The sequence below is a fragment of the Legionella maioricensis genome (assembly GCF_023618015.1).
GTDB classification, from domain to species: domain Bacteria; phylum Pseudomonadota; class Gammaproteobacteria; order Legionellales; family Legionellaceae; genus Legionella; species Legionella maioricensis.
Genome location: NZ_JAJKBJ010000001.1, coordinates 247,502 through 262,899, shown reverse-complemented (window position 1 = coordinate 262,899; position 15,398 = coordinate 247,502). Strand labels below are relative to the sequence as shown.

Below are 15,398 nucleotides of genomic sequence, written 5' to 3'. Positions count from 1 at the left end.
AACACTATTAAGTTTAATACCAATTACCAACACCGCTGCAGCCGCAACAGCTGTCAACACAGGTATTCGTACAGCCCCCCCCACCGCCACAACAGCCGCCGAGTAAAGAAGATGCTGTAACCACGAGTAAGACCAGTAATATTTTTTTCATGGGCTATCCTTGTCTCATTGTGTACTTTAAATATACTATATGATTTTGAATTTAGCCAATATGTGTAAAAATATTTATTTATGAGCAGGTTAGATAAACCGATAACTCCAGATACAACATCATCCTGAACTGCCCCTAGACCATCCTGAACTGCCCCTAGACCATCCTGAACTGTCCCTACATCATCCTGAACTGTCTCTACGTCATCCCGAACGAAGTGAGGGATCTCCTGGGTATGGCAGTAAATCCCTCACTAAAAATTCGTAAAATGGCTAATAATACATAATCAAGTCAATCTTGATCCCAGGATATGCTCTCGCTGCACCTAAACTACATTTTTCTATGGATCTTATCCCGGGCTGACGTTAACTTATTGAATTTGGAGCCATTGGAGTTTCCATAATTCAAACAGGAAAAATTGATTGTTTTCATTATTTAAATAAGGTCTTAGCTCCTGGTTTGACAGGAAACGATTATTGGCAATCAGGCTCATTAATTGATGAGACACACCCTGACTATCCCATTGGCAGCCATTTATATACAATTGATATTCTGATTTTTGATCTGCAGTTTGATAAGCAAAGCGGCAGGATGCATCTCTAATCAGGCCTGAACCTTCCAACAGTTCCTCCATAAAATCAGACAAATCCAGTGAGTCGTCATCTTCTAAAGGAATAGGTAATTGTTGTTCTGCCTGTTGGTCCAGACGAGTTGCAAAACAGCCAAACCATGATTTCATGACGTTTTCATCGTTGATTAATTGATGTAACAAGGATTGAGCACTTTTCCACGCCGGCTCAGTGATTTCAGAAGTATTTTTTAAATGCGACCAATCAGGATCTTGATACAAATTTTTGAACAATTCTTTCTCAGATAAATAATCCCCCAAGCTGTCCCATATCTCTTGCCCCTGATAACTTCTGTATCCGAAAGAGTAGGTCATGCATTCTTCAGAAAGGGCAATACCATAATGGCCTATATGAGGTGGCAGATAGAGCATGTCGCCTTCTTCAAGAATGAGTCGTTCCTCTACATCAAATTCATTCATGATGCGTAACTCAAGATCTTCTATATAATTTGCAGGATTGCACTTTTTTGAAGTTAAAGACCATTCACGGCGTCCCTTAGCCTGAAATAAAAAGACATCATAGTTATCATAATGTGGACCTACACTACCATTAAGTGCTGCGTAACTAATCATTACGTCATCAATACGCCACTGAGGGATAAAATCAAAATGGTTGAGTAACTCACTTACCTCGGGAATGATTCGATCAACGCCTTGAACCAGCAGTGTCCAATTGGTTTTAGGTAAAGTACTGAAATCATCCTCTAAAAAAGGACCTCGTTTTAAATGCCATTGAGGATTGTTGTTGGGGGTTTCAATAACAATACGACTTTCAATCTCTTCTTCAAGAGCCAGTCCAGCCAATTCATCGGGTGATAGGGGATTGATAAAGCCAGGTAAAGCCTGGCGGATTATCAAAGGTTTTTTTTGCCAATAGTCACTGAGAAAGGTTTTTAAAGTAATTTCCTGAAAATGTACCATGAATTAATCGAACTCTTAATTTTACCGTTGCCAATTTAAACATTTTGGGGCTAAGGTAAGCAACTGGTAAATAATATTTTGCTTTATAGTTAGCTATTCTGCAGAAGACGCTCTAATTCACCTTTTGCCTGGCGTGAAAAATTAATAAGATCGGTTTCCTCTTCAAAAAACTCAAAAGATTTATATAGGGCCGCTTCATCATGCTTTTGAAAAGCGGATGCTTTTTTCTCTATATCCTCCGGTTTATATCCGACGAATTTTAAGATTTCTTTGGTCATAGTTAATGATGAATCAAATAATTCTCTTCGGAAATAATCTACTCCCATTTTATGCAATTCATAGGCATGGCGGCGATTTCGGGCGCGGACAAAAATTTTTAAGTGGGGAAATTCTTGTTTTGCCAATTTGACTATTTCCAGATTCGTATCGGGATTTCCTACGGCTACTATCAATAATTTTGCATATTCGGCACCTGCGCTTTTCAAGAGGTCCAACCGATTGGCATCACCAAAATACCCTTTGTAGCCAAATTTTCTTAGTAATTCAATTTGTTCTGGATTTTTTTCAAGTACTGTAACTTTTATATGTTCCCCATTGAGCAATCGACCAATAATTTGTCCAAAACGCCCATAGCCTGCAAGAATAATCCCATTTTTTTCATTAATGGGATCATATTCTGGTTGAGGAATAATACTCATGAATTTGGGCACTACAAATTTATGATACAGCAACATAAGAAAGGGGGTGGCAAGCATGGATAATGCAACAACTAGGGTAAAAAATCCCGCTGCATCCTGAGTTATCACTTTTGTTTCACTCGCATATTGAAAGAGAACAAAACCGAATTCGCCACCTTGAGACAGGGCTAAAGCAAAACCTATAGTTTGGATTTTCGTCAGTTCAAAACGACGACCGAGAACAAATAAAATAAGTGCTTTGACGGCGAGTAGTCCTAAGACTGCCGCAATAAGTAAGGACGTTTGTTGCGAAAACAGGGTAAAATTCATTCCCATGCCCACCGAGATAAAAAATAAACCCAGTAATAACCCTTTGAAAGGTTGTATATCAGCCTCCACCGTATGTTTGTACTGAGAGTTAGCTAAAACGACTCCAGCAATAAACGCTCCCAAAGCAGGAGATACTCCAATGCACTCCATTAACAGGGTAATACCTACAACCAGGGCCAGAGAGAAAGCAGTAAATACTTCACGTAAATGGGTTCGGGCTATGATAAAAAACAAATGTCTGGACAAATAATGACCTGTTAAAATGACAGCACCAATTACTCCGGTAATTAATAGAGCATGGAGTAACTTGGGAAGTTGAGTGATAAAGGAAGGTTCCTGAGTACTTACTGCAATGGCCCCCAACGGATCGAGCAAAGGCATGACAATAAGAATAGGAATAACCGCGATATCCTGAAATAGTAAGACCGCGAAGGAAGTCTCGCCCTCGGTAGTTTTTAACAGATTTTTTTCCTGAAGCATTTGTAAGACTAACGCTGTTGAAGAAAGGGAAAGTGCCATACTGATTGCCATACTGGCTCGCCAATTGTACCCTAGCAGGATGCCAATACTGGTTAATGCAGCTGTGGTGAAGATGACTTGCATACTGCCCAAACCAACTATTAATTTTCTCAGTTTCCAAAGCTTGGCCGGTTCTAATTCCAAACCGATTAAAAACAACATCATGACCACCCCAAACTCGGCAAAATGCATGATTTGGTTTGCATTTCCAATCAGTTTAAGGCCAAAGGGGCCAATAAGAATTCCCACAATAAGATAGCCTATTACTGAGCCCAGTTTGAAACGACTGGCTAGAGGAACCATCACACTTGCTGCTGCAAGAAAGATAAATACGTTTAAAAGAAAATGTTGGCCCATATTAAACCCGAATTAAAAGTTTATTTATCGTGACAGTTTTTAAATTTTTTACCGCTGCCACAAGGGCATGGACTGTTACGTGATATTTGTGGCTTGTTATTTTTTTTAACAGGCAATTTTTTGTGATTTCCATCCACATAAAACCACTGATTCGCCTCTTGATGAAACTCACTCAGTTCATGAATATTTTTTAATTGATTGTTTTCCCTAAAGAGCGCTTTAAACTCTACAAAGCCTTTCTCCGGTGTTTCCAAGTAGGATTGAATGATTTTTAACCCTACCCAGGTCACACTCGAAGCCCATTTTTGGACTTCCGATTCGTTAAAGTCAATTAAGGGCTTACCTTTCATGGTGTATTTAATGTAATCAATTTTAGCCAGACTATAAGCTGTGTATCTGGAGCGCATGAGCTGCTCGGGTGTTTTAGGGGATTCCTTTTTTTCTATAAATACTTCGCAGCATTGTTCATAAGATTTTTGTGATCCACAGGGGCAATGTGACATTGAATTTACCTAAAAAAATGAATTAAATGATAATTAAGAATTTATATTATATTCTATATGGCATTGTATCTTTATTGAATTGTTTTATTTGATTTCTTTTTTACTAGGGAAGGGTTTAAAAAATGATTACATTATTTCAATTTTATAGAGTTTGGGGCTTACCTAATGCCAGCCCTTTTTGTATGAAAGTTGAAACTTATTTACGTATGATGAAATTGCCCTATGAAAGTAAGTTTGTAAATAACCCTCAAAAAAGTCCTAAGGGAAAATTACCGCATATTAAGATGGATGGAAAATTTTATCCTGACAGCGAGTTGATTATCGATGAATTAAAAACTCGTTTTGGCGATGAACTGGACAGAGGCTTAACCGCCGAACAAAAAGCATTGGCTGTATTAATTGATGTGGATTTTTGTGAACGCCTATACTGGATAATGATTTATCTTCGCTGGCAGAATGATACAGGTTGGGAGCATGTTAAAGAAAGTTTGTTTGAAAATTTACCCGCCCTTGCTAAATTATTTGTGCCTAACATGATTAGAAAATATATGTTAAAACAATTGAATCATCAAGGAACAGGAAGGCATACTCTTCAGGAAGTGCTGCAAATGGGAATAAAAAACCTGGATATTATGTCGGTGATTCTGGGGGAAAAAAAATACTTTTTAGGTGATAAGCCAACCACAGTTGATGCCACTGCCTTTGCATTTTTAGCGAATATCCTCTGGAATCCTCTTCATGATCCTTTCAAAGAGCACGCTCTTCAACAGAATAATATTGTTGCTTATTGCCATCGGATGTGGGATGAATATTATCCCGATTTTGTGAAACCCCAAACAGAGAGTTATGTCGTTAATAATTTGTTACACTAACACTGATAATTGAACAAGGTAAAAAAATGAATTCCTATGTGTTAACTCAAAATATAGAACAAATTAATCATCAAGAAAGCATCAATGTTTTGGAGGCAGGTAAAATACTTTTTTTCCCTGAGCATTATTTTTCTTCAATAGATCACGCTTTGATGTCTGAATCGATTTTACACAGCACTCATAAAAATGTAAGTTATGACTATAAACGCAATAAACTGGGTGCATTTAAAAAGGATGTTCCTGGTTTAGACAAGAAATTGGAACATTTCATGAGAGGATATGCCGAGTTTGCCCACAAGCTCATTCAAACTGCGTTACCTTCTTATGTACCTCATTTGCAATGGGGAAGAACCAGTTTCAGACCGGCGCAAATAAGTGGTAGAGCTACTTCCAGACGTAAAGATGATACTCGTTTGCACGTTGATTCATTTTCAGCGACTCCGGTTAATGGCTTAAGAATTTTGCGGGTCTTTTGTAATATTAATCCGCAACAGGAGCCTCGCGTATGGAATCTTGGTGAGCCTTTTGCTCAGGTGCTGAATCGTTTTGCACCCAGAATCCGCCCATACAGTAAATTAACGGCAAGAGTTCTGAAGTTGGTTAAAACCACTAAAACTCTGCGCTCACCATATGATCATTACATGCTTCATTTGCATGATACAATGAAACGAGATGATCGTTACCAAGAGCAGGTTGAAAAAATTCAAATTAATTTTCCGTCGCAAAGCTCCTGGATTGTGTTCACTGATCATGTGTCTCATGCGGCACTTAGTGGACAATATTTACTAGAACAAACTTTCTATCTTCCCGTGGATAAAATGGCCAATCCTGAACTTTCACCATTCAATGAATGGAAAAAAATCAGGCCGGAATTGCGCCATACAGCTTCCCGTTAATGGCATAGGCGTCAAGTTAAGATAATTTTGATCCTTGTCCTTCCTCATCAATCTTCTGTACACCTACGTCCTGCGGCTTGTCCGCAGGATCCAGTCTTTCTGGATGCCGCGGTAGGGATGAGGAGAAATACGCCAGTGTAGTTGTGGAAAAAACTTAAGCCTTTTGTAGCCTGGATGAGCGCAGCGTAATCCGGGATCTCGGCTTGAATCAGGTTCCGATCCAGGGTTATGGCTGCGCCTTTACCCTGGCTACATCCTACCACGGATAAAACCATGACTAGAAATTTGATTTTATGTAACAATGCCTTTCAACATCGCGGCATGTCGAAGAGCAAATCCTCATAAAAAAGGCACATTCTTTTTGCTACCCAACTCAAAATTCGTTATGATAAAAGGCTCTGTAATTCTCTATTAATCAATTTAATGAAGGATAGTGGTATCCTATGGAAGGAAAACAATTCGAGGATATTGATAATAGCGAATCGATGATCCCAAAAAATAAATTGGAATGGTTACCACCTGCGTGGAATTGGGGGATAATAATCATGATGATCTTATTTCTTGGTTTGATCTGGTACTTTCTGGTCAGGGAAAAGCACAAAGATAATGTAATTAAACCAATACCTGTCGTTTCTGCTGTTGCTACAGTTCGTGATGTTCCTCTTTATCTTTCCGCATTGGGTAGTGTTACCCCAAAGTATAGTGTCTCGGTTAGAACCCAGCTAAATGGTATTTTGTTTAAAGTACTTTTCACAGAAGGGCAAATGGTAAAAACCGGAGATTTATTAGCGCAAATAGATCCTCGACCCTATGAAGCCTTGTTAATTCAATATGAAGGAAATCTAAAGCGAGACACGGCACTTCTTGCGAATGCAAAAATTGACCTTAAACGCTATCAAAGATTATGGAAACAGGACTCTATTTCCCAACAAACCCTGGCTACTCAAATCGCATTGGTTGAACAATATGAAGGCGCCGTCAAAACAGATCTGGGTTTGATTCAAAGTACCAAAGTGAGTCTAATTTATACTCGTATTACCTCTCCCGTTGATGGCCGTATTGGTTTACGTTTAGTCGATCCGGGCAACGTGGTGCAAACCAGCGATACTAACGGTATTGCTGTGGTGAATACTCTGAATCCAATAACCGTTATCTTTACCTTACCTGAAGACAATGTGCCACAAATAGTTCCACAGGTTTATGCTAATAAGAAAATGGTTGTACAGGCTTTTGATCGTCAACAAAGTGAATTGCTGGCAACAGGAACCTTATTAACGATAGATAATCAGATCAACCAAAGTACAGGCACAGTCAAATTGAGGGCGATCTTTGATAATAAAGACAACAAATTATTTCCGAACCAGTTTGTGAATGCGAGGATATTGGTAGAAACTTTGCATCAGGCCACAGTGGTTCCTACCGCCGCCATTCAGCACTCTACAACAAAGGGCGATTTTGTTTATTTGGTGAATAAAAACAGTACTGTGACGGTCAAACTGATCACGTCTGGACCCGCTAGTGAGAATCAGACAGTTATTAAGGCGGGGATAAAACCAGGTCAATCGGTCGTAGTGGAAGGTGCCGATAAATTAAGAGATGGATCTAAAGTGGTGGTAGGCAGCGCGGCAAAATTATTCTCTCACAGTAAAAAGAGAATACATTCTAATTCAGAACGTAGTATAGCATGAGTATTTCAGGTCCTTTTATCACTAGAGCAATAGCAACGTCGCTTTTAATGTTTGCTATTCTGCTCACCGGAGCGCTTTCTTATAAATTATTACCTGTTTCCTCATTGCCTGATGTGGATTATCCTACTATTCAAGTGTCAACTTTTTATCCCGGCGCAAGTCCTGAGGTGATGGCTTCCTCAGTGACAGCCCCTCTTGAACGTCAATTTGGTCAAATGCCAGGGCTAGAGCAAATGACTTCCATCAGTTCGACTGGCTCATCGGTTATTACCATGCAGTTTACTTTATCGCTGGGTTTAGATGTAGCAGAGCAAGAAGTACAACAATCGATTAATGCAGCCAGTAGTTTTTTACCTGCAGATTTACCCAATCCTCCTGTTTATAGCAAAGTAAATCCCTCTGATACACCGATTATTACTTTGGCATTGACCTCAAAGGGCCTGCCCCTACCTAAAATAGAAGATTACGCTGAAACACGCCTTGTTCCCAAGTTGTCGCAATTATCTGGCGTGGGTTTAGTCAGTATAGGCGGGGGGCAGCGTCCTGCAGTACGTATTCAGACTAATCCTAATGCGTTATCTGCCTACGGTCTAACAATGGAAAATGTGCGCAGCATTGTTTCTGCCTCTAACGTGAATGCTGCAAAAGGTAATTTTGATGGGCCAAGGCTTTCTTATACCATTAATACAAATGACCAACTATTAACTGCTGCAGAATATCGCCCACTCATCATTGCATATAAAGATGGTGCGCCTGTCCGTCTTTCTGATGTCGCCAATGTGATCGATGGCGCTGAGAATACCATGCAAGCCGCCTGGATGAATATGGAGCCTGCGGTTATTCTCAATATACAGCGCCAGCCTGGTGCGAATGTTATTGAAGTGGCTGATCGGGTAAAAGAATTACTTACTCGTCTTCGAGCTACCTTACCTCATGACATAAAAGCCGAGATCTTAACGGATAGAACAGTCAGTATTCGTTCCTCAGTAGATGACGTGCAATTTGAATTATTATTATCTGTAGTTCTTGTTGTGATGGTTATCTTCCTTTTTTTACGCAATCTTTCAGCTACAATAATTCCCAGTATTTCTGTACCACTGGCACTTGTTGGTTCGCTGGGGGTGATGTATCTGCTTGGATTCAGTCTTAATAATTTGACACTGATGGGCCTAACGATTGCTACAGGTTTTGTAGTAGACGATGCCATTGTCATGATAGAAAATATCATGCGCTATCTGGAACGAGGTGATACTCCTTTAGACGCAGCTCATAATGGAGCAAAACAAATTGGTTTTACTATCGTCTCGTTATCCATTTCTCTTATAGGTGTATTAATTCCCTTGTTGTTTATGGGGGATATTGTTGGAAGAATGTTTCGCGAATTTGCCCTGACTTTGACCATAGCCATTCTAATCTCCGCCTTTGTATCGTTAACCTTGACACCGATGTTGTGTTCCAGATTATTACGTCATCGAGGGGAGCATGAAAAAAACAACAAGATCGAAAAAGCTTTGGAAGAGGGTTTAAATTACATTATTGATAAATATAAGGTGTCTTTAGGATGGGTTCTTTCTCATCAGCCATTAATCTTAATAATATTTTTTTTAACAATTCTTATTAATGCCCTTTTACTTTTTATGATTCCTAAAGGTTTTTTCCCTCTCCAGGATACTGGGGTGATTCAGGGTATATCAGAAGCGTCACAAACTATTTCATTTCCTGCAATGGCTGAACGCCAAAAAGCTCTGGCTCAAGTGGTTCTTGAAGATCCGGCAGTGGAGAATTTATCATCATTTATTGGTATTGATGGGATAAACAGTACCCTAAATAGTGGGCGTATACTCATTACCCTTAAACCACTGGAAGAACGTGCTGGGGCAATGGAAGTGATTAACCGCATCCAATCCAATCTTCAAAAAGTGGTAGGAGCAACTTTGTATATGCAACCCGTACAGGATCTAACCATTGATACAGTGGTTAGCCGAACCCAATTCCAATACAGCATTAGTGCTCCTGATGGGTCTCAAGTTAAAAAATGGTCTGAGTTAATGTTGGATAAAATGCGTCGCCTTTCCATATTACAGGATGTAAATACAGATCAGCAAAATCAGGGGTTAGTATCATTAATAACCGTAGATCGCGACATGGCATCACGACTTGGTATTACCATGCAGATGATTGATGATACGTTATATGATTCTTTTGGACAGCGGCAAATATCGATTATGTTCACTCAAAGTAATCAATATCGGGTTGTCCTTGAAGTATTGCCCTGGCTGCAACATGCTAGTTCTGCGTTTCGGAATCTTTTTATTAATTCGTCAGTAACCAATTCAATTAATCCTAATTCAGTTGCTTCTAAAGCCTTTGTTTCCAATTCCAGTAACAGTATAACGTCCAGTGGTTCGGTGCCCTTTAGTACCTTTTCAACTTTATCTCATACCGTGGGGCCTCTTCAGGTCACACGTCTGGATCAATTTCCTTCTGCCACGCTTTCATTTAACCTGGCTCCTAATGCTTCTTTAGGAGATGCTGTGAGCGCCATCGACTCCATAAAACAAAGTCTTAACATCCCGGAAAGTGTGCATGCTGATTTTTTAGGAACGGCAAAAAGCTTCCGGGATGCTCTCGGAAATGAAGGATGGTTGGTATTAGCGGCCATTATAGTGGTCTATATCGTATTGGGAGTACTTTATGAGAGTTATATTCATCCCATAACTATTTTATCTACCTTACCCTCGGCCTTTATGGGGGCATTGCTTGCTTTATTCTTTACCAGAAATGATCTCAGTGTCATTGCATTAATTGCCATTATTTTGTTAATTGGACTGGTGATGAAGAATGCAATTATGATGATTGATTTTGCTTTGGAGCAGGAGCGAAAATATCAAAAGCCACCGCAGGAAGCCATCTATCAAGCCGCTCTTTTACGTTTCAGGCCTATTTTAATGACCACTATGGCCTCGATGCTGGGAGCGATTCCCCTGGCATTCAGTTTTGGTATCGGGGGCGAATTGCGCAGACCCTTAGGTATTGCCATTATTGGAGGATTAATCGTAAGTCAATTAATTACCTTATATACAACCCCGGTTATTTATTTAGCTTTTGATCGAATGGGGCGCCGGATAATGAGTTTAGGTCAACCCAGATTGCCAGTAGAAGGTACCTAATATGTTAGAGGCAAAAATGTGAATTTATCACTACTGTTCATTCAACGTCCTATAGGAACTACATTGTTGGCAGTAGGGCTTGCTCTTGCAGGTATGCTTGCTTTCGATTTATTACCCGTTGCTCCTTTGCCACAAATTGATTTCCCTACGATTACTGTACAGGCTCAATTACCGGGGGCTAGTCCTATTGTTATGGCTACATCAGTTGCAACCCCTCTTGAACGCCAGATAGGACGAATTGCAGGTATTACTCAAATTACCTCAACCAGTATGCTGGGACAGATGAGTATTATTGTCCAATTTGATTTGTCACGTAATATTGATGGTGCAGCTCGAGATGTACAGGCAGCAATCAATGCATCGCTGAGTCAGCTGCCTCCCAATTTAGTTAATAATCCTACTTATCGTAAAATAAATCCTGCCGATGCGCCCATTATGATTCTTGCCCTTACTTCAGAAAAGCATACGACAGGAGAAATGTATGATGTGGCCTCCACAATTTTACAGCAGAAAATTTTGCGTACGGAGGGTGTTGGGCAGGTTTATGTTGGAGGCAGCTCCTTACCTGCTGTTCGTGTAGAACTTAATCCGACAACCCTTAATAAATATGGAATAGGATTGGAGCAGGTTGCAACAGTCATTGCACAAGCCAACACCAATCAGGCAAAAGGCCAAATAACCAGTGCAGACGGTACTATTTCAACTATTCGTAATAATGATCAAATGTTTACCGCCGCAGAATATGCCCCCTTAATTATTAAATATCAGGATCATAGTCCTGTGCGTATTTCTGATGTGGGTGACGTAGTGGACTCAGTTGCCGATTTACGTAATGCCGGATTTTCAAATGGCAAGCCTTCGGTACTACTCGTTCTCTACAAATCGCCTGGGGCGAATGTGATTAAAACAGTAGATCGAGTCAGGGAGATACTGCCTCAGCTCAAGGCCTCTATCCCTAGTAATATAGAAGTGACTACTTTGTTAGATCGCACCTCCACCATTCGTACTTCCTTACACGATGTTGAGCTGACCCTTTTAATCTCCATGGTGCTGGTGATCTTGGTTACTTACTTATTTTTAGGCAGTTTTCGTAGCATGATCATTTCCGGTACTGCAGTGCCTTTATCTTTGCTAGGCAGTTTTGTCGTGATGCAGTTAATGGGGTATAGCCTTGATAATTTATCATTAATGGCGTTAACCATTTCGACCGGTTTTGTGGTCGACGATGCCGTAGTAGTTCTCGAAAATGTTTCTCGCCATCTGGCAATGGGCAAAAAGCCTATGCAAGCTGCTCTTGATGGTTCCAAAGAAATAGGTTTCACAGTTATATCAATGAGTCTCTCGTTGATTGCTGTTTTTATTCCGATTTTATTAATGGGCGGGATAGTTGGACGCTTGTTTCATGAGTTTGTAGTAGTGCTCTCAGTCGCAATATTAGTATCTTTAGTTGTTTCGTTAACATTAACCCCGATGCTGTGTTCAAGAGTATTACAGAAAGAAAGTGATGAAAAAAACCATATGTTTATGCGCTTTATTGAGCATTTGCGTCAACGTTATGCACACAGTTTGAAGTGGACCTTATTGCATCCATCCTCCATGTTACTGCTTACCCTTGCGACCATCGTATTGACTGGCTATTTATTTAAAGTGGCTCCCAAAGGATTTTTTCCCCAGCAAGACACAGAACGAATTGTGGCGTCTCTGCAAGCAGATCAAAATATTTCTTTCCAGGCTTTGAAAAAAAAGTTAATTCAGATTATTGCATTGATAAAAGAAGATACTGCAGTCAGTAATGTTGCCGCATTTATAGGGAGTGGGGGAGGTGGTAATACCTCTAACACCGGATCAATATTTATCATGTTAAAACCGTTGCAAGAACGCAGGATATCAACTGATGTGGTACTTAATCGATTGCGCAGTAAATTAGCCGTAGTTCAAGGAGCAAGGATTTATATGCAGGTTCCACAGGATCTTACTATAGGTGGTCGCCAAAATAATGCCCAATTTCAATACACCATATCGGATAACAATCTCCAGGAATTAAATTATTGGACACCCAAAATTATGGAAGAACTATCAAAACTTCCTGGAATATCCGATCTAAACAGCGATCAGCTCAGTAATGGCTTGCAGATTTATGTGGATGTAGATCATGATACAGCATCCCGTTTTGGGATCACTCCACAAAAGATAGATAGTGTTTTATACAGCGCTTTCGGACAAAGTCAGGTGTCTATTTTATACATGCCCATGAATCAGTATCGCGTAGTCATGGAAGTTGCTCCAAAATATTGGCAAGACCCAGAAACCTTAAATGATATTTATGTACTCTCATCGTCTGGTAATGAAGTACCTCTTTCTGCCTTTGCCAGTTTTGCCCCGTCTTCAACATTGCTGTCGGTTAATCATCAAAGTCAGGCGCCTTCTGCAACTTTATCATTTAATTTAATACCTGGTACAGCACTTGGGGATATAGTACACAAGGTTAATGTTGCGGTAAAAAACATGAAATTACCTCCTACAATTAGTGGGTCATTTCAAGGTACGGCACAAGCATTTCAGCAGTCCCTCGCTAATGAAGTATACTTGATTGCGGCTGCATTATTAGCGGTTTATATTGTACTGGGGATGCTTTATGAAAGTCTGATTCACCCTATAACCATTTTATCGACATTACCCTCTGCAGGATTGGGGGCGTTATTAGCCTTAGTAATATGCCGAACTGATCTTAGTCTCATTGCACTAATTGGGATAATTCTCCTTATTGGCATAGTAAAGAAGAATGCCATCATGATGATTGACTTTGCGTTGAATGCAGAGCGAACTGAAAACAAATCGTCACGTGATGCTATTTATGAAGCTGCATTATTACGTTTTAGACCTATTCTAATGACGACGTTGGCTGCCTTATTAGGAGCATTGCCCTTAGTTATCGGGTTTGGATTAGGCTCAGAATTACGTCGTCCACTGGGTATTGCGATTGTTGGCGGATTAATCGTCAGTCAATTTCTAACGCTATATACTACTCCAGTTATCTATTTGACGATGGAAAATACCGCGATTCGCCTGCGTCATTTTTGGAAGAAGATTAAACCGCAAAGAGGTGCATATGGACACTAAGGCTCAAGAAATAAAGATCTCTTTGAAGAGTAAATTAACCCTGACGGTCACCCTTGTGTCATTACTTTCATCTTGTATGGTAGGACCGAATTATAAACGCCCTCCAGTGCTAGTGTCTCCAAAGTTTAAAGAAGTAAAAGGACAACCGCAGATTAAGCAACTCCCAGGACCAGACGATAAAAATTGGAAACCGATACATCCTCAAGATTATTGTGATCGGGGGGAGTGGTGGAAAATATTTAATGATCCTTTATTAAATGATTTGGAAAAGCAGCTTAATGAATTCAATCAGAATATTGTGAATGCCGAAGCCAATTACCGTCGATCACTAGCTATTGTTGAGCAGGCACGCTCTAATCTATTTCCTTCATTAGAGGGAGCTTTTAGTCTTTTTCGCCAAAAACAGGGGGGAGGGACCACCACGTTTATCAGTACTTCAGGCGGAACAACCACTACTGGAACAGCATCATCCAGTGCAACGGGTTCTTCCGCTGTAACCACCACTACTTATTCGTCGGTACTGACTGCATCTTGGGAGCCCGATATTTGGGGAGCAGTTAGACGTACTATTGAAGCAGATGTAGCTGTTGCACAATCAAATGCCGCATTTGTAGCGTTTACTCGCTTGTCAGCTCAAGGCTCACTGGCGCAAATTTATTTTGAATTACGTACTTTAGATACAGATCAAAAATTGTTAGATGATACGGTCAATGCGTATAAAAAAACATTGCAGCTGACACGAAATCAATATGCGTCTGGGGTGGCATCAAGAGCTGATATTGTACAAGCTCAGGCGCAACTGGAATCGGCGCAAGCCCAAGCAATAAATAATGGCATATTACGTGGTCAATATGAACATGCTATTGCTGTATTAATGGGGCGTCCCCCTGCTTTTTTATCTTTAAAATTTATGCCTTTGGCTACCAAATTACCCGAAATTCCTGTGGAAGTTCCAAGTGTCTGGTTGGAGAGACGGCCTGATGTTGCTCAAGCAGAACGCTTGGTACAACAAACAAGTGCTCTCATTGGTGTGGCTGTTGCAGCGTACTTCCCAACATTGACCTTAACTGGTTCGGCAAGTGCTGCTGCTAACAGTTTCCATAAACTGATTCACACTCCATCCATTGGTTGGTCAGCGGGATTGCAAGCGGCAGAAACACTATTTGATGCGGGTTTTCGAGCAGCAACTGTCAGATCTGCAAAAGCAGCCTATTATGCTCAGATTGCAGCTTATCGGCAATCGGTACTCACAGCGTTTCAAGATGTTGAAGATAATCTGATTGCTCTGCGCCTCCTTAGGGAACAGCTCATAGTGCAAAATAAAGCGGCGGCAAGTGCAAACTTAGCCCTTAAATTGGTGATAAACCAATATAAGGCAGGCACGGTGGATTATGCCAGCGTGGTTACATCACAGATTAATGCGTACACCGCGCAAAAAGCTGCTAATGACGTGGCTGGTTTACTTATGTCTACAGAAGTTGGTTTGATAAAGGCCTTAGGTGGGGGGTGGGATGCAAAGTCTCTTTGTTGCGTGGCTAAAGATCATTCTTGACCCCATCACATCAT

General features: G+C 40.4%; 10 protein-coding genes. 6 read left to right on the top strand and 4 right to left on the bottom strand.

From position 1 onward, the window contains the following. Nucleotides 1-13 precede the first annotated feature (13 nt). From LOX96_RS01110 to LOX96_RS01095, 4 genes are all read right to left on the bottom strand, one after another. Nucleotides 14-151: a hypothetical protein gene (locus LOX96_RS01110; protein WP_250421373.1), complete on the bottom strand. Its 138-nt coding sequence runs from the start codon at nt 149-151 to the stop codon at nt 14-16. Between the two features lie 370 nt (nt 152-521). After that, the gene (locus LOX96_RS01105; RefSeq protein WP_250421374.1) at nt 522-1,700 is read right to left on the bottom strand and encodes a JmjC domain-containing protein; all 1,179 of its coding nucleotides are present in this window, start codon (nt 1,698-1,700) and stop codon (nt 522-524) included. An 89-nt stretch (nt 1,701-1,789) separates the two neighbouring features. Beyond that, complete coding sequence (locus tag LOX96_RS01100) at nt 1,790-3,583, bottom strand: monovalent cation:proton antiporter-2 (CPA2) family protein (RefSeq protein ID WP_250421375.1); 1,794 nt, start codon at nt 3,581-3,583, stop codon at nt 1,790-1,792. A gap of 20 nt (nt 3,584-3,603) precedes the next feature. Further along, nucleotides 3,604-4,086, bottom strand: a complete 483-nt coding sequence (locus tag LOX96_RS01095) for a YchJ family protein (RefSeq protein WP_250421376.1) — start codon at nt 4,084-4,086, stop codon at nt 3,604-3,606. A gap of 122 nt (nt 4,087-4,208) precedes the next feature. Between LOX96_RS01095 and LOX96_RS01090 the strand changes: the two genes are divergently transcribed. From LOX96_RS01090 to LOX96_RS01065, 6 genes are all read left to right on the top strand, one after another. Then, nucleotides 4,209-4,958: a glutathione S-transferase family protein gene (locus LOX96_RS01090; RefSeq protein WP_250421377.1), complete on the top strand. Its 750-nt coding sequence runs from the start codon at nt 4,209-4,211 to the stop codon at nt 4,956-4,958. Nucleotides 4,959-4,984: 26 nt separating this feature from the next. Next, the gene (gene kdoO / locus LOX96_RS01085; protein ID WP_250421378.1) at nt 4,985-5,854 is read left to right on the top strand and encodes a Kdo hydroxylase KdoO; all 870 of its coding nucleotides are present in this window, start codon (nt 4,985-4,987) and stop codon (nt 5,852-5,854) included. A gap of 443 nt (nt 5,855-6,297) precedes the next feature. Further along, nucleotides 6,298-7,542 (top strand): efflux RND transporter periplasmic adaptor subunit, encoded by a 1,245-nt coding sequence (locus LOX96_RS01080; protein WP_250421379.1) that lies wholly within the window; start codon nt 6,298-6,300, stop codon nt 7,540-7,542. Beyond that, complete coding sequence (locus LOX96_RS01075; RefSeq protein ID WP_250421381.1) at nt 7,539-10,712, top strand: efflux RND transporter permease subunit; 3,174 nt, start codon at nt 7,539-7,541, stop codon at nt 10,710-10,712. Before LOX96_RS01080 ends, LOX96_RS01075 begins: the two co-directional genes overlap by 4 nt. Before the next feature lie 18 nt (nt 10,713-10,730). Next, nucleotides 10,731-13,832 carry an efflux RND transporter permease subunit gene (locus LOX96_RS01070; protein ID WP_250421382.1) on the top strand — a complete coding sequence of 1,034 codons (3,102 nt, stop codon included), beginning with the start codon at nt 10,731-10,733 and terminating at the stop codon, nt 13,830-13,832. Next, the gene (locus LOX96_RS01065) at nt 13,822-15,384 is read left to right on the top strand and encodes an efflux transporter outer membrane subunit (RefSeq protein WP_250421384.1); all 1,563 of its coding nucleotides are present in this window, start codon (nt 13,822-13,824) and stop codon (nt 15,382-15,384) included. The genes LOX96_RS01070 and LOX96_RS01065 overlap by 11 nt, the downstream gene beginning before the upstream one ends. The last annotated feature ends 14 nt before the right edge of the window (nt 15,385-15,398 follow it).